Genomic DNA, 18,924 nt, shown 5'->3' on the forward strand with positions numbered 1-18,924 from the left:
AAAAGGGCCCCGCCGTGGCGGAGCCCTTTCCTGTCGAGCGAAAATGCAGGGTTACTGCTGCGCCGGGATCTGCTGCACGAGGCCGCGCTTAAGCTCGCGGCCGAAGGTCTTGGCAGTGGTGGCGACGACCTCTTCGGGGGTCTCTTTGTCGAGCCACATCGCCTCGACATCCTTGACCAGCACATCGGTGGTCTTGGCGGGGAAGAAGGTCTGCACCTTATAGCCAAAACGACCGTCGGCCACGGCGCCCGACACGGCGGTTGCCGCGTCGAAGTAGGCTTTCACCACGCCGGTCGCCTCGGGATCGGTGGGGAAGTCCTGCAGCGGGATCGACCAGTAGCCCGGCCAGACCGCGGCGATATCGGCGGCGAAACGCTTCGACATGATCATGTCGAGCACCTCTGCCGCGCCGTCGATCACATCCGAGTTGGCGTTCACCGACAGCGCGAAGGCCGCGCCGACCGAGTAGTTCGGGTAAGCCACGGCATCCGACAGCTGCGGGAAGGCGGCCCAACCGATGTCATCGGCCTTGTCGCCGGTAAAATAGCTCATCGCCCATTGGAACGCGAAGGAAGGCGCGAAGAAGAACGGCGTCTTCTCTTCGGCCAGTGCCGAGATCGAGCTGTCGAAGTTCAGCGAGAAATAGTCATCGCCGCCCAGATAGCCCGCCTTGTAGTAGCGGTTCAGCTCTTCCATCGCCGCCAGCATCTCGGGGCTGTCAAAGCTGGCCTCGCCGGTGAGCATCTTTTCAAGCTCGGCGGGCGGCACGAACTGGTTGATGAAGGTCGAGGAATAATTCTCGTTGATCGGCTGCCAGCCATTGTTGCCGACGGCAGAGGCATACATGCCCTTTTCCTGCGCGGCCTTCATGATCTCTTCCAGCTCTGCGCCGGTCTTGGGAACCTCCCAACCGTTCTCTTCGAGCACTTTGGCGTTGTAGAACATGCCGTCCGAGACCAGCGAGGGCGTCATGCAGTAAAGGCCGCCCTGCTGGGTGCAGGCCTGCATCGACGGCGTGACGATACGGTCGTTCCAGCCGTATTTCTCGGCGTAGTCGCTGAGGTCGGCAAGCTTGCCGGCTTTGGCCAGCGGCGAGACCCACGACGGACCCGAGGTGTAGACGATGTCCGGCCCTTCGCCCGCCATGACCGAAACGCGCACATCGTTGTCGACGTCGTTCTTGTATTCGATCACCAGATCATAGGTGTCCTGCGCGTCGTGGAAGGGCTGGACCAGCGTGGTTTCCAGCGCCTCGCGGTACTCGGGGGACGCGCCCCAGAACCAGAGCGTGACGGTCTCGCGCGCCGCCGCTTGCAGCGGCAGCAGGGCGACGGTCGTGGCCAGAAGGGCAAAACGGGTGGAGCGGGTCATGGGAGGGGTCCTGTTGGGAGGTTAGGTGTTGGGAGGAGGTTATTGCGGGTGCCGCAGGCGCTGACCTTGGGCATCGAAGTAAAGGCACTGCGCTGCCTCTGCCGAGAGGCGCAGCCTGTCGCCCGGTGCGGGGCGCGCGCCACGGGTTTCGACGCAAAGACGGGTGCCGCCCGCGTCGAGATAGGAAAAGCCAAGGTTGCCGAGATCCTCGGTGAAGAGCACCTCCGCCTCGATCGGCCCCTCGGGGTCGATGCGCAGATGTTCGGGGCGGATGCCGATCTGCGCGGCGGCCTCGGCCGCTTGCGGCAGCGGCAGGCGGCCAGCTTCCACGAGGTTGATCTTGGGCGAGCCGATGAAGCCCGCGACAAAGGCATTGGCCGGATCGTTGTAAAGCTCGAGCGGACGGCCCACCTGCTCGATCCGCCCGCCGTTCAGCACCACGATGCGGTCGGCCAGCGTCATCGCCTCGGTCTGATCATGGGTGACATAGATCATCGTATTGCCAAGCTCGCGGTGCAGCCGGGCGATCTCGATGCGCATCTCGACCCGTAGTTCCGCGTCGAGGTTCGACAGCGGCTCGTCAAAGAGGAAGATCTCGGGGCGGCGGGCCAAGGCGCGCCCGATGGCGACGCGCTGGCGCTGCCCACCCGAAAGTGCGGCGGGGCGGCGGTCGAGATAGGGTTCGAGCCGCAGCAGGCGGGCGATCTCTTCGGCGCGGGCGCGGCGCTGCGGCTTCGGCACATTGCGGATCTTCAGCCCGAAGGCGATGTTCTCGGCCACCGTCAGATACGGGTAGAGCGCGTAGCCCTGAAACACCATGGCCACGTTGCGCTCGACCGGCGGCAGGCGCGTGGCGTCGCGCCCGGCGATCTCGATGCGGCCGGTGTCGATGCCCTCAAGCCCGGCGATGGTGCGCAGCAGCGTGGACTTGCCGCAGCCCGAAGGGCCGACGAAGACGATGAATTCGCCCGCCTCGACAGCGAGATCGAGGCCGCGGATCACTTCCGTCTCGCCATAGGATTTGCGGATCTCGGAGAGCGTCAGCTGCGACATATGGGGCGGGTCATCCCTTGACGGCGCCGCGGGTGACCCCGTCGACGAACAGGCGTTGCATGAGAAGGAAGAAGATGAGCAGCGGCGCAATGACGATCACCGCCCCCGCCATCATCAGCGATTTATCCGAAGCGATCTCGCTGTTCATCGACAGGAAGGCGAGCATGACGGTGTAGCTCGACTGGCTTTGCTGGAAGGTCTGAGTGATCAGATATTCGTTCCACGCGTTAAAGCCGGTGAGGATCGCCACGGTGACAAGGCCGGGGCGCATCAGCGGCAGGATCACCAGCCGGAACACCTGCCAGTTGCCCGCGCCCTCCATATAGGCCGCCTCGTCCAACGCGGCGGGGATCGACAGCGCGAAGCTGCGCAGCAGCAGGATCGCCACCGGCAAGTTCACCGCCGAAAGGATCACCGCCGTCGCCACCGGGTTCGAGACGAGGCCAAGCTTGGCGTAGACGAAAAACAGCGGAAACAGGAACAGCTGGATCGGCACCGCCACCGTGGCGAGGAAATAGAGCATGATGATCCGCCAGCCGCGCACCGCCTTGCGCGCCAGCGGCCATGCCGCCATGGCGGCGGTGCCGGTGGTCAGCGCGACGGTGACGGCGGTGATGAGCACCGAGTTGATGAGCGCATGGCCGAACTGACCGGTGCGCCACGCGCGGGCGAAAGCGTCGAGGCTCGGGCTCTGCGGCAGCGCCAGCGGATTGCTGACCACTTCGGCATGGGTTTTCAGCGCGTTGAGCGCCATCAGCGCCAGCGGGAAGAGCACCGCCGCCACCAGCAGGAGCAGGATCACGGTCCCGGCAAGGCGCCCGGCGCGGCCCGGCGTATGGGGGTGCGCGACGCTCATTTCAGCGCCTCCCGGCTGACGAAGATGTAGGCGAAGGAGGCAAGAATGCCGAAACCGCTCATCACCACCGCCACGGCTGCCGCCTTGCCGACCTCGAAGGTGCGGAAGGCGAAACCATAGGCCAGCGTCGAGAGCATCTCGGTCGAGCCCGCCGGGCCGCCGCCGGTCATCAGAAAGACGTAGTCGAAGTTCAGAAAGCTGAGGATGGTCACCAGCGCCAGCAGCAGCGCCACGGTCGGCAGGATGTTGGGCAGCGTCACCTCGCGGAAGATCTGCCAGCCGTTCGCGCCCTCGAGATAGGCCGCCTCGAGCTGATCTTCGGGCGTCTGCCGCATGGCGGCGAAGAGGATCACCGCCAGATAGCCCCAGAAGCTCCAGATGTTCACCGCCGCGACGGTATAAAGCGCGGTATCCGGATCGCCGAGCGGGTAGCCGACGGGCGTGATATTGCGGTCGATCCAGCCCAGCAGCCCGGCGTTGTTGTCGAGGATCACATTCATCCAGATGCCGACATTGGCGACCGGAGAGATCACGAAGGGCAGCAGAAAGATCGCCTGATAGACCGCCGCCGCCCTGCGCCGCGTGGTCAGCAGCGCCGAGACGAACAGCGCCAGCGCCATGGGGATGGTCAGGAAGATGATCAGCCAGCAGCCATTGTTGACCATCGTGCTCCAGAAGGCGCGGTCGGCGAAGAGGTCCTGATAGTTTTCAAAGCCGATGTACCAAGGCTCGGACACACCATCCCAGTCGGTCAGCGACATGGCATAGGTTGCGATGGCCGGCAGCGCGATCACCGAAACCGACAGGAGCAGCGCGGGCAGGCAGAACCAGAAGAGGCTGGAATGATGTCTCGGACTGGCGCGCATGATGCGTCCCGGCTCTCCTGTCGTGTGAATCCGTGAGTGCGGCTTTTTATGAGGTATTACTATTAATACCCCTTGGTCCTTGTCAACGCCCTGACGTCAGCTTTCCTGTGTCAGCCCTGCCCCATGGGCGCCGAGTTCAGCGTCAGCCGCACCGCATCGCCCCAGACGAGGCGCGACAGTTCGATCGGGCGCTCCTGCTGGTCGAAGGTGATCGATTCCATCTCGATCCCCTGCGAGCCGAGCGGGCGTTGCAGCAAAACCGCCTGATCACTGGAAAGCTGGATCATCCCCACGCGATTGCGCGAGCGCGAGGGCGTCAATTTGAACGCCTCGGACAGCGTGCTCCAGACCGACTTGTTGAGCAGCGCATGCGGATCGAACCCCGGCATCAGCGCGGCAGGCAGCCAGCTTGTGTTGATCACCAGGGGCCGGATGTCCGCCGAGACGAGGCGCACCAGCCGGAAGCCCTGCTCGCCCTCGGGCTGCCCGAGCGCCATGGCGACGGACGCGGGCAAAGCACAAGATTCGCGGGAAAGGAAGGAGATCACGCTGCGCTCGCCCTGCGCCTGTATCTGCTGCCAGATCGGCTGCATCAGCGTCAGGTCGATCTCCAGCGGCGCGGGCTGCGCCTTCACGATGGTGCCGCGCCCGTGCACCCGCTCGATAAAGCCCGCCTCTTCCAGCCGCCGCAGCGCATTGCGCAGGGTGACGCGGCTGACGCCATAGGCCTCGGCCAGTTCGATCTCGCGCGGCAACCGCGTGCCTTCGGGCGCCATGGCGCCTTGGATCGAGCGCCGCAGATCATCCTCGACCTGCAGATAGGCGGGGACCGGAGAGTCGGGGTTCACCGGCTGGAACTCGAGTGCGGGATCGGGTCGGCTTTGCATGAGGGCTCCTTCTGCTGCGGCCACAGTATTGCGTCCCGAGGAAAATGAAAATATGAGGTATTACGTTTAATACCTATTGGAGGTCACATGCGTCCCCTTCTGATCGACTGCGACCCCGGCATCGACGATTCCGTCGCCATCGCCTATGCGCTGCGCTCGGGCGCCTTCGACCTGAAGGCCATCACCACGGTGTCGGGCAATCTCACCGCCGACGCCTGTTCGCGCAACGCACGCCAGCTGCTCGACCTGATCGACGCGCCGGGCATTCCCGTGGCGCAGGGCCCGCTCAAGCCGCTGACCCGCCCCTACCCGCGCGATCCCTTCTCGCATGGTTCGGACGGTCTGGCAGAGATGGCGCTGCCCGTCAGCAGCCGCCCGCTCGACCCGCGCTTTGCTGCCGATCTGATCATCGAGATGGCCAACGCCCACCCCGGCGAGCTTGAGATTACCGCGCTGGGTCCGATGACCAATATCGCGCTGGCGCTGATCAAGGACCCGGACCTGCCGAAGAAGGTGAAAAGCCTGACCGCGATCTTTGGCGCTTTCGGCCTGCACGCCTCGGGTACCGAACGCGCCACCGGCGACAATCCCGCCAGCGAGTGGAACGTCTATGTCGATCCCGAAGCGGCGCGGCTGGTGCTGGAGGCGGGGTTCAACTTCACCGCCTGCGGGCTCGACGTGACCACGCGGCGCGAGTTGCATCTCACCGGGGCGCATCGCGCGCGCCTTGCCGCCTCGCCCCGCCCCGAGGCGCGGCTGCTGCGCGAGGTCACGGATTTTGTTGAACGGCGCGGCCATGGCACCTATTGCGGGCTGATTGACTCCGTCGCCATCGCCACCGTGCTGCACCCGGAATGGACCCGCATCACGCCGCTGCGCGTGCTGATCGAATGCATGAGCCCGATCACCCTTGGGCAAACGATCGTCGAACGGCGCGAGAACTTCAGCTGGGATGGTCTGTCGGCGCTGGATGTGGTCGAGGATTTTGATTTCACTGCCTTCATGGACGAGATCGTCGACGCCTTCTGCTGAGGCGCGCCGCAAACTCCCAAGGGCCAGCCGGTGCATTCCGCCATGGCCTTTGCGCCCCGCCTGAGGATAAATCAGACGGGCGCGCAAAATGGGAGATCTGCGATCGACACCTCAGCACGACTTCTCAGCAAGCTCCGCTTTCGGCAGGTCCGCTGCTTCATCGAGGTTGCCCAGAACGGCAGTTTCATGGCGGCGGCCGATGTGCTGGGGCTGACGCAACCAGCGGTCTCGCGCTCGATCCGCGAGCTTGAGGCAACGCTGGATGTGGTACTTTTTGACCGCTCGCAGCGCGGCGCGGTGCTGACGGTGCATGGGCGCAAGCTGTTCGACGCTGCCGAAGCGGCGATGGCGCTGCTGACCGAAGGGCTACAGGCGACGCAGGATATGGGCGGGGCGCGCGAGCTCTTGCGCATCGGCGCGCTGCCCAACGTCTGCGGCCTGACCCTGCCTGCGATCATCGAGGACTTTCAGGAGATTTATCCGCGCACCACGGTGCGGGTCGTCTCTGGCTCCAACGCCGATCTGCTGGCCCGGTTGCGGCAGGGCGCGCTTGATTTGGTGATCGGACGGCTGTCGGATTCCACCGCGATGCATGGGCTGAGCTTTCAGCATCTCTACGACGAGTCGATCGTCTTTGCCGTGGGCACAGAGCATCCGCTGGCGCAAAGCGATGCGCGGGCCGATCTGCGGACGCTGCTCGAGCAGCCGATGCTGGCGCCGATCCCCGGCACGATTATCCGGCAGGAACTGGAGCGCTTTTTGTTCAAGAGCGGGTTCGTCGCGCCGGATTTCGACATTGAATCGATCGACGCGGGCTTCATCAACAAGACCATCCGCGCCTCGCGCCATGTGGTGGTGACCGTCGAGGCGCTGGTGGCCGATGCACGCGCCGCGGGCGAGGTGGTGGTTCTGCCGATCCGCGATGCCGCGCTCAACGGTCCCGTGGGGCTGACCACCCTGCCCGGCGTGCAGGACGGCGCGGCCATGCGGCTGCTGCAGACCATGTTCCGCGAACGCCTGTCCCGCGCCCCTCTTCATACCAATAATGATATGATCGAGGCCGAGAAGGAATAGGTCATTCTCGCGCGCATGATATATTGTCAGCGCTCAGAGGAGAGAATTCCGAACCGGAGGAGAGCGGATGTTCCACACCCTTAAATACATGACGGCCGCGGTTGTGCTGGCGAGCGCCTGCCTTCCGGCGAGCGCCGATACGCTGAGCATTGAGGGTGGCGGCAGCGCGTCGCTCACCGGCATCGTGCCGCAGACATGGGCGCAGTTCACCAGCGGCGCAGGCTATGATCTGCAGGTCTCGCTCGGTCAGGCGCTGACGCGCTCGGCGATGAAGGTTGGCGCCGGTCAGCTTGATCTGGCGGTTGTGCCGCCGCCCGCCTATGGCGCGATGACCCGCGGCGCCGGGCCTTACGCAAAAGCCGCCGATCAGGCCAAGGCTTTTTCTGGCAACATGCGGCTGCTGTTCACCTTCCCCGGCGGCTCGTTCCATCCCATCGTCTGGGCCGACAGCGGCATCGAAAGCTGGGACGACATCAAGGGCAAGCGCGTCTATGTCGGCCCGCCCGCCGGTGCCGCGGCCAATCAGGCCCGCGGCATGGTGCGCGAGGCCAGCGGCGGTTTCGAGGATGGCAGCGATTACGAAGGCATTCGCCTGCCGTGGGAAGCCTCGAGCCAAGCCTTTCAGGATGGCCAGTTCGACATGTACATCATGTCCGCCGCCGTTGGTCAGCAGTCGGTTCAGGAATTGAGCCTGCAGCGCGAGATCCGCATTCTCGGCGTCGCGGATGACATCGTTTCGGGCGACGGCTGGGCCGACTACCTCGTCGATCAGGCAGTGCGCACCGATGTGGTTCCTGCGGGCACCTATCAGGGCCAGATCAATGGCGACGAGGACCAGAACATCATGGTCACCGTGATGATGATGGGCGCCAACAAGGACCTGTCGGACGAGGCGGCCTATGCGCTCACCAAGTCGTTCTTCGACAATCTCGATGCGATGAAATCGGTCAACGCGCTGCTGACGCGGCTGAACACCGACGAGCCCTTCGCGGGCGCCAATATGCCGGTCCACCCCGGCGCGGCTCGCTATTACGAAGAGCAAGGCATCACCATTCCGGACGCGCTGAAGGCAGAGTGATCCGGGCCCCGGCAGACCGCCGGAGCAGATGAACCGCACCCGGCCCCCATATGGGCCGGGGCACCGCCGCCACCGCGGCGCAGGGCCCACGCCGGGCCGGGAGGAAACCTCATGACATCTTCGATCGAACGCAGGGTGAAGGCCTTGCACTGGGCAGGTCTTGCCGTTGGTCTTGTCATCGCCCTCGCCGGGCTTGCCAACGTGATGCCCACCTATGGCGTGCTGCCGCGCGTCGGGCCGTTCGAGCTCGACTGGTTCCGGCCGCTGTTCTATTGGCTCTGCTTCCTGAGCTTTCTGATCTGGGACGCCCTGCGACTGACCCGCGACGGCAAGCTCACCTTCTTCCACCTGATCGGCTACGCCATTGCGCTGGCGCTGATGAGCTGGGTGTCGTGGGATTATTATCAGGTCTCGATGGTGCTGAAGGACAGCTTCATGTTCTTCTCGGCCCGCGAGGCATGGATGGCCGCGATCCCCGCCGTGCTGTCGATCATCGCCTGCTGGCGGCTCTGGGGCGCGCCCATCGCCATCCTTGGTGCCGTGGTCTTTGCCTATCTCGCCACCGGCCCCTACTGGCCCGGCGTCTTCCAGACCATCGTCGGCGACATGAATGAATTCATCGCCCAGAACATCTGGTACGACGCCAGCCAAGGCATCTTGGGCAATATCATGGGCATCGTGCTCTCGACGGTGCTGCCCTTCATCATCCTCGGCGCCGTGCTTGAAGGCTGCGGCGCGGGCGGCTCGATGATCCGCATCTCGTTCCACCTGATGCGCCGCTTCCGCGGAGGACCGGCCTATGCGGCGATCTCCGCCTCGGCGCTGTTCGGCACCGTCTCGGGCAGCGCCGTCGCCAATGTGGTGGGCACCGGCGTGGTCACCATCCCTATGATCCGCCGCCGCGGTTTCTCCGGCAATTTCGCGGGCGCGGTCGAAGCCGCCGCCTCCACCGGCGGGCAGATCCTGCCGCCGATCATGGGGGCCGCCGCGCTGGTCATGGCCGATATCGTCGGCGTCAGCTACCTCGCGGTGATCCTCGCCGTGCTGATCCCCGCCATCGCCTACTACGTCAGCCTGTTCCTCGCGGTCTTCTTCGAGGCCGAGAAGCTGGGCATCACCGCGCGCGAAGAAGACGAGGCGGTCGAGCCGCCCGCCGGACAGGACTGGATCAACCTCGCGCTGGTTTTCGGGCCGATCGCGCTGATCGTCTGGCTGCTGGTCTCGGGCCTGTCGCCGGCCGGGGCCTCCATCGCGGCGATCTTCCTGCTGATCCCGATGAGCTTCATCAACCCCGAGATCCGCCGCGCGCCGTGGAAACTGCTGGAATCGCTGGCCGAGGGGGGCAAGACCGTCGCGCAGCTGGCCATCGCCATCGCCATGGTGGGCATCGTGGTCTCGACGCTGAACGCCACCGGCATCCCGACCAAATTTGCCGTGCTTCTGGCCAATGCCGCGAGCAGCTCGCTGATGGCCGCCCTGCTGATCGCCGCCGCGGGCTGCATCGTGCTGGGCATGGGGATGCCGACGCTGCCGGCCTATATCGCCATCGTCGCCGTCATGGGCCCCACGCTCACCGGCTTTGGCGTCGAGTTGCTGACCGCGCATATGTTCGTGTTCTTCTTCGGCGTCGCGTCGGTGATCACCCCGCCGGTGGCCATCGCGGCCTATGCCGCGGCGTCGATCTCAAAGGGCAAGCCCATCGGCACGGCGGTCGAGGCGACGCGGATCGGCGCGATGATCTTCCTCGTGCCCTTCGCCTTCGTGTACAACCCGGCGCTGCTGCTGGGCACCGAGGCCGCCGCCAGTGCCTCGCTCGGCTTCGTCGCCTTCTCGCTGCTGACGCTGGCGGCCTCGCTCTACCTCGCCTCCAGCGCGCTGATCGGCTTTGACAAGCAGCGCCTGCCGGGCTGGGAGCGCCTGCTGCGCCTCGTCTGCGCCGCCACCCTTCTGTCGCCCTATGTGCTCGCCGGTGCTGCCGCGCTCGCCTTGGGCATCGCGCTCGCCGTTTGGCGCCGCACCGCGAAACTTCAAACCGCCGAGGCCCTCTGATGTCCGACCGTCCCAGCTTCATCCTGTTCATCACGGACCAGCACCGCGCCGATTTCCTTGGTTGCTACGGCCACCCGATCGTGCGCACGCCGAACATCGACGCCATGGCCGCGCGCGGCACCGCCTTCGACCGCTTCTATGTGGCGAGCCCCGTCTGCATGCCCAACCGCGCCAGCCTGATGACCGGGCGCATGCCCTCGGGCCACGGGGTGCGCTTCAACGGCATCCCGCTGTCGCAGCGCAATGTGACCTTTGTCGAGTTGCTGCGCGACGCGGGCTATGACACGGCGCTGATCGGCAAGAGCCACCTGCAGACCTTCACCGGCATCGCCCCGGTGCTGACCCCGCCCGAGGCGCGCCCCGGCTACTACAAGGCCAACGGCGAGCTCAGCGAGGCGGTGCGCAATGATTTCGCCACGCCGGTCTATCACGTCGAAGAGCCCGACTTCTGGTCAGGCGAGATGCCCGCGGTGCCCGTGCCCTTCTATGGCTTCAACCATGTGGAACTGGTCACCGGACACGGCGATCACGTGGGCGGCGATTACACTCGCTGGGCGCTGGAGCGCGATCCCGACATCGGGGCCAAGATGGGCGCGAAGAACCAACTGCCGCATGACTACACCTGCCCGCAGGCCGTGCGCACTGCGGTGCCGTCCGAGCTTTATTCCACCTCCTACATCGCCGAGCGCGCCAGCGCGTGGCTGGAGGCGCGCAAGGACAGCGACAAGCCGTTCTTCCTGATGGTCAGCTGGCCCGACCCGCATCATCCGTTCAACCCGCCCGGCGACTATTGGGACATGTACAAGCCCGAGGACATGCCGGTGCCCGTGGCCTTCACCTCAAACGACTGGACGCCGCCGCCGCATGTGGCGGGCGTGCTGGGCGCGCGCGAGGACGGCAAGGCGAACCTTCAGGGCATGAACGCCATCGGCTGCTCGGCCCGAGAGGCGCAGGAGGCACAGGCGCTGACCTGCGGCATGATCACCATGATCGACGACGCGGTGGGCCGGGTGCAGGGCGCGCTGGCGGCCAGCGGGCGCGGCGATGAGACCGTCACCATCTTCACCTCGGACCATGGTGATCACCTCGGCGATCACCGGCTGCTGTTCAAAGGATCCGAGCAATACGAGCAGATCACCCGCGTGCCCTTCGTCTGGGCCGACCCGCAGGGCGATCAGGGCACACGCAGCGACCGGCTCGGTCAGACGCTGGACATCGGGGCGACGATCCTCGAACGGGCGAAGATCGAACAGGCTTGGGGCATGCAGGGGCGCGATCTGATGTCTGAGACCTCCGCCCCCGAGGGCGTGCTGATTCAATACGCGCATCAGGCCCAGATGGACGGGCTGGGCGTCTGCCCCAATGTGCACAGCCTGCGCGACGCGCGCTACCGGCTCTCGTTGTTCCAAGGGCTGGGCTGGGGCGAACTTTATGATCTTGAGGCCGACCCGAACGAGCTGCGCAACCTTTGGGACACGCCCGAGGCCGCGCCAGTGAAGGCCCGTCTGCTGGAGCAACTGATGCAGGCGGAACTGGCGCATACGGAAACCGCCCCTGCGCCCGTCGCCCGCGCCTAAGTCTGAGCCTGATCCGATGACCCGCGAAAGCCCCTCCCCGCGCGCCCTCCGGGCGCGCGCCGCCGCTTTGGTTCCCGACTGGTTCGGGCTGACCACCAAGGCCACGCTGCGCGCCGACCTGATGGCCGGCCTCACCGGCGCGACGCTGGTGCTGCCGCAGGGCGTCGCCTTTGCCGCCATCGCCGGGCTGCCGGCGGAATACGGGTTCTACACCGCGATGGTTTCGACCCTCGTGGCGGCGCTGCTCGGCTCCAGCTGGCACGCGGTGTCGGGGCCAACCACGGCGCTGTCGATCATGCTCTTCGCGACGCTCTCGGACAGTTACCTGCCGGGCTCGCCCGAGTATGTCACCGCCGCGATCACCCTGTGTCTGATGGTGGGGCTGATCCAGCTAGCCTTTGCCGTGGCGCGGCTCGGGGCGCTGGTGGATTTCGTGTCGCATTCGGTGATGACCGGCTTTGTCACCGGGGCCGCGATCCTCATCGCGCTGAGCCAGCTGCGCCATGTGCTGGGTGTGCCGCTGCCCTCGACCAGCGACCTCGGCGCCTTCGTCAGCGCCATCCCCGAGGCCGCCCTCGCCACCGATTGGCACGCGCTCATCGTGGCGCTCTCAGCCTTTGTCGTCGGACTGGCGATCAAAATCTGGCGTCCGCTCTGGCCCAACTATCTGGCCGCGCTCATCGTTGCCACGGGCCTCAGCCTCGCGCTTGGCGGCGCCGAGGCGGGCATCGCCACCATCGGCCCGCTGGGAGAAATCCTGCCGAGCATGGACGTTCCCGACCTCTCGCTCGGCGATCTGCGCGAGTTCGGCGGCGGGGCCATGGCCATCGCCATTGTCGGCCTGCTCGAAGCGCTGTCGGTGTCGCGGGCGCTGGCGCTGCGCTCGGGGCAGATGATCGACGGCAACCGCGAGTTCCTCGCGCAGGGCCTGTCCAACGTCATCGGCAGCCTGTTCCGCTGCTACCCCAGTTCGGCCTCCTTCACCCGCTCGGGCATCAACTACGACGCTGGGGCGCGCACGCCGCTGTCGGCGATCTTCTCTTCGGTCTTCCTGTTCGGCATTCTGCTGCTGGTCGCCCCGGCCTTTGCCGTGGTGCCGATCCCCGGCATCGCCGGGGTGATCATGCTGGTGGCATGGCGATTGATCGACTTTCGCGAGATTCGGCACCTCGTCACCTCCTCCTCGACCGAGACGATCATCGCCGGGGTCACCTTCGCAACGGTGCTGCTGGTCAACCTTGAGACGGCGATCTACGTGGGCGTCCTGCTGTCGCTGGGGTTCTTCCTGCGCGGTGCCGCGCGCCCCTTCCTCGGACAGGGTGCGCCCGATCCCTCGACGCCCGGTAGAGTGTTCAAACACGCCGCGCCGAATGGGCTCGAGGAATGCCCGCAACTCATGGTCTGCCGCCTAGACGGGCCGCTGTTCTTCGGCTCAGTGGAATATCTGCGGCGCGAGTTCCGGCGGCTCGAACGCGAGCGCCCGCTGCAGCGCACCATGCTGTTCATCGTCAAGGGCGGCGGCGACGTCGATCTCGCCGGAGCCGACCTCATCCTTGATGAAGCGCGGCGGCGCGAGCGCATGGGCGGCGCGCTGCACCTGCAGGTCAAAACGCCGCGCACCCTGACGAAACTGGCGCGCTTCAAAGTGGTTCGCGAGCTTGGCAGAGAGCGGCTGCACCTGTCAAAAGGCGACGCCATCGCGCTGATCGTGCCCAAACTTGACGGCGACATCTGCGCCACCTGCACCAAACGCATCTTCCACGAATGCGCGCGCCAGCCCGGACCGCCCGCCAAATAACGGCGGCGTGAGTACAGCTTGCGGGGATGCGCTTGCCCGCACTGCGCGAGCCGCTATGCTCTGACCTCTGGTTCCAAAGCAACGGGAGAGAGCCATGACCCCGCTCAAGACCGCCGCCGCGCTTCTGGCGCTTGCGGCCCCGACAGCGCTTTATGCGGCGCATGGGCCGGATGTGTTTCAGGAACCGGGAGCCGCGGCCCCGGCGGCGCAAGACGCTGCAGAGCCCTCTGGCCCACTGCTTGCAATGAGCATCGGCAAGCCCGTCACCCTGACCCAAGGCGAGCAGCAGACGCTGCGCACGCTGGTGCCCGGCCTCGATCCCGCATTGGTGCCGCCAGCCAAAGTGGGCAAGCTGCGCGCCATCCTTTACGGCCAAGGCAATGACGCCGAAAAGCGCGGCCGCATCGAGCGCCTGCTCAACTGAGCCGCCCACCTGCGCCGCTGCTGGCCGACCTGCAAGTGAACGGCGGCGGCACGATGGTCAACGGCGATCCCAGCCCCGAGGGGCTGGCGCGCATCGCACAGGCGCACCGACGCCTTGGCACCGGAGACATCTTGCCCACGGTGATCACCGACCGGCCCGAGGCGATCGAAGCCGTCGCCGAGGCCGCGCTGGCCTGCTATGGCGCAACTGGCATTCTTGGCCTGCATATCGAAGGGCCGCATTTCTCGCCCGCGCGGCGCGGCACCCATGCCGCGCAATATCTGCGCCCGCTCGATCGCCGGACGCTGACGCTGGTCGAACGGCTTGCACGCTGCCGAGATGCCGGTGATGATCACCCTTGCCCCCGAACGCGCCGACCCGGCGCTTCTGGATGCGCTGATCGCCAGCGGTGCCGTGGTCAGCGCCGGGCACAGCAGCGCCAGTGCCACCGAGGCGCGGGCCGCCTTCGCGCGTGGGGTGTCCTGCGTGACCCATCTTTACGACGCGATGGACCAGATGAGTTCGCGCGCGCCGGGGGCGCCGCTTTGCGGTGAGCGACGCCATGGCCACGGTTGGCGGGCCCGATCATTTCAGCCTCTATGGGCAGGACATCCGCGTGCAGGAAGGCCGTCTGGTCAATACCGAGGGCGCGCTGGCCGGGGCGCATGTGGATCAAGCGCGGCAATCTGGCCAATGTGGTGCAGCGCGTGGCTCTGCCGCTTGAGGCTGCGCTGCCGATGCTCACCGATATTCCGCGCGCGGTGAGGGGCCTCGCCCCCCGCGAGAACTGCGTCGGTACGCCGGTGGCGGAACTGCTGCTGGATGCGGCGCTCGGCCCGGTCGCATAACCGGGCCGAACAGCCCCGCCGGTCAGGCGAGGAAGACCGTGTCGACGAAGTGGAGCTGGTCGAGCGACGTCACCCCGTGCAGTAGGATGTAATCGCCATCTTCGGGATCCAGCGTCAGGCGCAGGTTGTTGCCCGTGGCGCGCACTTGCGAGATCAACTCTCCGCTTAGGTCGAGACGATCCTCGCCGGGCGTGTAATCGAGGATGTTGAGCGCGTCTCGCGCGCCTTCGATGTCCGTGAAGACAAAGATGTCGTCCCCGGCAAAGCTCTCCATCACATCCAAGCGGCCGCCCTGCCCGTCGAGGATCTCGTCGGCGTCGCTGCCGCGCAACGGCCCCGATCCGGCATCGCCCAGTACGATCTCGCGGCTCTGCAGATCCATCCCCACAAGCACCGGATCATGGTCCGAAGAACGGTAGGGATCGGCATCGTAAAGCTCGTCGATCTGCGCATCAGATTTGTAATTGGTGTTGTAGTCGAGAACTGAAGCCTCGCCCGCGTTGATGTTCCAGACGTCGGCCCCAGTGACCTGCTCAAAGAGCGACGAACTCGCCAGTGCGTAGTCAAGCGTGCCGAAGCCCTGTACCTGCGGCGCCGCATCGCCCAGCGGGAAGCCGTAAGAATAGCCCCCGCCAAAGGCACCGACGCTGTCGACATAACCTTCACTGATCAGGAACTGCACCGGGTCTTCCATGGCGTAGGAATTGAGATCGCCGGTGATCAGGATATCGGGATCGTCAGAGCCGGTTGGGTTGCTGTCGAGCCACGCATCCAGCGCCATAGCGGCCTGCAGCCGCGCCTCGTTGTTGTTGCCTGCGCCGTCGCCAGCATCCTCGTTGTCACCGAACGGGCTGACCGATCCCTTGGACTTGAAGTGGTTCACCGCCACGGTGAACGCTTCGCCGGTCGAGGCCTGCTCGAAGGTGGCGGCCAGCGGCACGCGGCTGGTGCCATCGCCCTCGAACACCGGGTTTCCGAAGTCGAGCCCGAGGCCCGCTAGATCACCCTCGGTCAGGGTCGCAACGTTGGTGTCCTCGGCCAGCGTCACGGTCTGCGAGTTGTAGATCATCCCCACCGAAATCGCGTCGCTCCCCACATAGGGCGTTCCCGGATCGAGCCAGACATAGCTCGAACCCGTGGCGGCGTTGAGCGCATTGACGAGGCTCTCGATGGCAAATTCGCCATCGCCGTTCTGATCGCCGAACTCGTTCTCCACCTCCAGCAGACTGAACACATCGGCACCGATCTCAGCCATCGCCGCGATCAACTTGTCGGTCTGCCGCTCGAACTCCAGAAGGTTGTCGGCACCGCGCGGCTCCATGCCGTCGGGACCGGAGGTCAGGCCTTCGTCGCCCAGCGAGGTGAAATAGTTCAGCACGTTGAAGGTCGAGACTTTCAGCGTTCCGCTCACCTCCGGCGCGTCTTCCTCGCGCGGGGCGCTGTCGACGAACTCCGGCGCTTCCGTCGCTTGAATGCGGTACTGGTCGAACCCGAAATCGAGAACGCCGGTGAGCCCGCTCACCGTATCGCCAGAGCCAAGCGCGTCACCCGCATCGAAGCTGCCCGCCACATCGCCGCTTTCGCCCGCGATCTCGAAGGGGATGGTCTCGGGGTTCTGCGCCGTACTGCCGTCGTCGAGCACAATGGCATTGCGTGCGGCCTCCTCGAGATAGGCGTGATACCCCTCGGCGTCGGGCGCATTGACCTGCGTGTAGGTGGGCAGCATGCCCTGCGCATTGAGGTCGATCTCGCCATAACGCCCAAGGCTATAGACATCACCCACCGTCATCTCCTGCGGCAGGGTAACCAGCATGCCTTCATACATCTCGAGATCCGCCGTCAGAACGCCTTCGTTCTCGATAAGGCTCGCCACGGGGAAGGTGATCTCGGCCGCCGTGGGCAGCGTATTGCCCGAAGAGACAATCTCGACGCTCACATCGGTCAGTTCGGTCTTGCCGTTGTACTCCTCAACGGTCCCGGTGACCCGCACCAGATCACCGGCGCTGACGTCCACCTGAGGCGCATTGCCGTCATAGACAAAGATACCCTCGGAGGTCAGCGCATCGCCATCGGCATCAGCGTCCTCTTCTTGCATGAAGAAGCCGCCAAGCCGCGTTGCGCCATCGGTGTTCTGGAAGTCGCTAACAACCACCGCCTCGACCAGCACGCGCTGGCCTTCGAGCGGGCTTGCCGTGCCGTTGCCCTGGACCTCGCTGATCAGCACCTCTTCTGGCGGCGCTTCGGGCGCCTCCAAGCTCAGCCCGTCGCCGACGCGGACGTTGTCGAGCACCAGCGGCTCGAAACTGTCGGTGGAGGTCAGTTCGAACTCCAGCGTCACACTCTCGCCGGTCGGCAGGGCGAAGGCGAAATCTCTAAGTTCGGTGGTCAGCACCGCACCATCCCCGATGCCGTCGAGGTCGGTATCGAGGCGCAGGTCGCCGCCGTCTTCGGGCGGCGCGAAGGCACCGATCAGGACCCGCTCACCCCCATCCACGCTGGCGAAGATCTGGATGCCATCTCCGGCCTCGTAGTTGCTAAAGCTCGGCTCACTATCGAGGGCGCCGAAAGAAGCGATGAGCACCGGTTCGGCCTGACCCGCGATCGAGATATCAGCGATGGTCACCACACCCGTCGCATCGCCGCCGTCACCGTCGACGTCCTGCGCCTGAATGGCATAGGCCCCATCAAAGCCTTCGGTGAAATCGTCGCGCGCGCCATTGCTGCTGTCGGGCGCAGGGAAACGGCCGAAATAGTCGAAAGACCCGTCGTCAAAGGCACCGGTGAGCGTGTAGCCCGCGCCGGGGGCCTCCTCGAAGCTCTCCACAAAGGCGCCGAAAGGCGTGCCGTCCGACTCGGTGCCGGGTGAGAAGAGCGCGCCCGAAGCCTCAGAATGCGCGATGAAATCTCCGGTCAGTTCGGGACTGCGGGTCAGCGACTGGTTGTCAGAGCCTTCGCTTCCATAGCTCAGTTCGGCCAGCACGGTCGTGCCATCTGCCGATGTCAGCGTGATCGTGTCACCGCCATTGTTGAGTCCAAGTGCCCCCGACGAGGCGGTGGTCACCTGCGCGCCTCCGAAAGCTCCGCTCGGGGTGCCGCCGCCAAAGACGACGATCGCCGCGCCCGCCGCCAGCGTGGTGCCCGCCGCAAACACATGCCGCACGCCGACCGCATCCGACAGGGTCACACCCGAGAGGTCAAAGCTTTCGGATCCCGCGTTGACGATTTCCACGAACTCGTCCTGCGTGGCATCGCGGGTGCCGTCGCCATTGGCGTCCCCGCTCAGATCGCTGGCCGGGTCGGCCAGAAATTCGTTGATCACCAACGCCGCGTTAAAGCTGGCCGCAGTCGGCGTGTTGTCGGTGCCGAGATTGAAATCCGCGAGCGCCCAATCCGCGGCCGCATCTGTATCGACCCCATCCGTGACCCGACGCACGCCCGCCGGAAAGAAGCTGCCATCGGGGCCGATCACCGGACCTTCGCCAAAGAATTGATCATTCGCGCCACCGTCGCTCAGCCCGACGCTGTCGATCACCGTCTCCGTGCCGGTCAGCGCTGTGCTCGAGAGGCTCGCCGTCTCGACAATCATCACCGTCAGCGAGCTGTTCTCGAGCGAATTGTCCGCCAATGCAAAATCGGGCGAGACGCCATATACACTTTCCAGCCCCGCCGAGTTGCCGATAAGGAAAAACCCGTTGTCGCCGACGCGATCATCGGCGCCGAAGTCGATGCGCAGGTCGATGCTGCCCGCGCCGCCTTCATCGCCTTCGACGACGATCAGGCTGTAGCCCTCAAGCAAGAGACCGGGCGTCCCCCAAAGCTCAACAAATTCACTCGTGTCGGTGCCTGCATGGCTCGCCAGCACCTCGTTAATCACCAGCAGTTCGGACATGAGCGTTTCCGAGCTGTCTGCCGTGGTTCCGATCGTCATCATTGCCGCCTTTGTTCGCTGAAAGATCGAACCGGACTGTCCGATCTTTCAGTAACACTTTGTTAACCTTTTCCATGGGTCAA

The 18,924-nt window shown here is 65.4% G+C and carries 15 protein-coding genes; 9 read left to right on the top strand and 6 right to left on the bottom strand.

Translation table 11 applies throughout. The annotated features are described in order from the left end of the window. Nucleotides 1–51: 51 nt before the first annotated feature. From AYJ57_RS20105 to AYJ57_RS20125, 5 genes are all read right to left on the bottom strand, one after another. Nucleotides 52–1,371, bottom strand: a complete 1,320-nt coding sequence (locus AYJ57_RS20105) for an ABC transporter substrate-binding protein (protein WP_066110205.1) — start codon at nucleotides 1,369–1,371, stop codon at nucleotides 52–54. Nucleotides 1,372–1,410: 39 nt separating this feature from the next. Continuing rightward, a complete protein-coding gene (locus AYJ57_RS20110; protein WP_066110207.1) occupies nucleotides 1,411–2,424 on the bottom strand; it encodes an ABC transporter ATP-binding protein in 1,014 nt (337 codons plus the stop codon). 10 nt (nucleotides 2,425–2,434) lie between these two features. Beyond that, nucleotides 2,435–3,280 (bottom strand): carbohydrate ABC transporter permease, encoded by an 846-nt coding sequence (locus AYJ57_RS20115; RefSeq protein WP_066110209.1) that lies wholly within the window; start codon nucleotides 3,278–3,280, stop codon nucleotides 2,435–2,437. Beyond that, nucleotides 3,277–4,146, bottom strand: a complete 870-nt coding sequence (locus tag AYJ57_RS20120; protein WP_066110211.1) for a carbohydrate ABC transporter permease — start codon at nucleotides 4,144–4,146, stop codon at nucleotides 3,277–3,279. Before AYJ57_RS20120 ends, AYJ57_RS20115 begins: the two co-directional genes overlap by 4 nt. 110 nt (nucleotides 4,147–4,256) lie before the next feature. Beyond that, a complete protein-coding gene (locus tag AYJ57_RS20125; RefSeq protein ID WP_066110213.1) occupies nucleotides 4,257–5,033 on the bottom strand; it encodes a GntR family transcriptional regulator in 777 nt (258 codons plus the stop codon). An 87-nt stretch (nucleotides 5,034–5,120) separates the two neighbouring features. Here AYJ57_RS20125 and AYJ57_RS20130 point away from each other — a divergent pair, with 87 nt between their 5' ends. The 9 genes from AYJ57_RS20130 (at nucleotide 5,121) to AYJ57_RS20170 (ending at nucleotide 14,913) form a co-directional block, all read left to right on the top strand. After that, nucleotides 5,121–6,065: a nucleoside hydrolase gene (locus tag AYJ57_RS20130; protein WP_066110215.1), complete on the top strand. Its 945-nt coding sequence runs from the start codon at nucleotides 5,121–5,123 to the stop codon at nucleotides 6,063–6,065. Nucleotides 6,066–6,251: 186 nt separating this feature from the next. Beyond that, complete coding sequence (locus tag AYJ57_RS20135; RefSeq protein ID WP_066110217.1) at nucleotides 6,252–7,139, top strand: LysR substrate-binding domain-containing protein; 888 nt, start codon at nucleotides 6,252–6,254, stop codon at nucleotides 7,137–7,139. Between the two features lie 67 nt (nucleotides 7,140–7,206). Next, nucleotides 7,207–8,217 (top strand): TAXI family TRAP transporter solute-binding subunit, encoded by a 1,011-nt coding sequence (locus AYJ57_RS20140; RefSeq protein ID WP_066110219.1) that lies wholly within the window; start codon nucleotides 7,207–7,209, stop codon nucleotides 8,215–8,217. Between the two features lie 111 nt (nucleotides 8,218–8,328). Beyond that, entirely contained in the window at nucleotides 8,329–10,266 is a 1,938-nt protein-coding gene (locus tag AYJ57_RS20145; protein ID WP_066110220.1) for a TRAP transporter permease, read from the top strand. After that, nucleotides 10,266–11,843 (top strand): sulfatase family protein, encoded by a 1,578-nt coding sequence (locus AYJ57_RS20150; RefSeq protein WP_066110222.1) that lies wholly within the window; start codon nucleotides 10,266–10,268, stop codon nucleotides 11,841–11,843. Before AYJ57_RS20145 ends, AYJ57_RS20150 begins: the two co-directional genes overlap by 1 nt. Before the next feature lie 16 nt (nucleotides 11,844–11,859). Next, nucleotides 11,860–13,641, top strand: coding sequence for a SulP family inorganic anion transporter (locus AYJ57_RS20155; RefSeq protein ID WP_066110225.1), 1,782 nt, complete (start codon nucleotides 11,860–11,862; stop codon nucleotides 13,639–13,641). 94 nt (nucleotides 13,642–13,735) lie between these two features. After that, entirely contained in the window at nucleotides 13,736–14,065 is a 330-nt protein-coding gene (locus AYJ57_RS20160; protein ID WP_066110227.1) for a hypothetical protein, read from the top strand. A gap of 35 nt (nucleotides 14,066–14,100) precedes the next feature. After that, nucleotides 14,101–14,619: a hypothetical protein gene (locus AYJ57_RS20165; RefSeq protein WP_157374289.1), complete on the top strand. Its 519-nt coding sequence runs from the start codon at nucleotides 14,101–14,103 to the stop codon at nucleotides 14,617–14,619. A 111-nt stretch (nucleotides 14,620–14,730) separates the two neighbouring features. Next, nucleotides 14,731–14,913: a hypothetical protein gene (locus tag AYJ57_RS20170; protein WP_066110231.1), complete on the top strand. Its 183-nt coding sequence runs from the start codon at nucleotides 14,731–14,733 to the stop codon at nucleotides 14,911–14,913. A gap of 22 nt (nucleotides 14,914–14,935) precedes the next feature. Here AYJ57_RS20170 and AYJ57_RS20175 read toward each other — a convergent pair whose 3' ends face one another. Next, the gene (locus tag AYJ57_RS20175; protein WP_083191384.1) at nucleotides 14,936–18,844 is read right to left on the bottom strand and encodes an ExeM/NucH family extracellular endonuclease; all 3,909 of its coding nucleotides are present in this window, start codon (nucleotides 18,842–18,844) and stop codon (nucleotides 14,936–14,938) included. Nucleotides 18,845–18,924: the final 80 nt, after the last annotated feature.

This window comes from Salipiger sp. CCB-MM3, assembly GCF_001687105.1.
Classification (GTDB): Bacteria; Pseudomonadota; Alphaproteobacteria; order Rhodobacterales; family Rhodobacteraceae; genus Salipiger.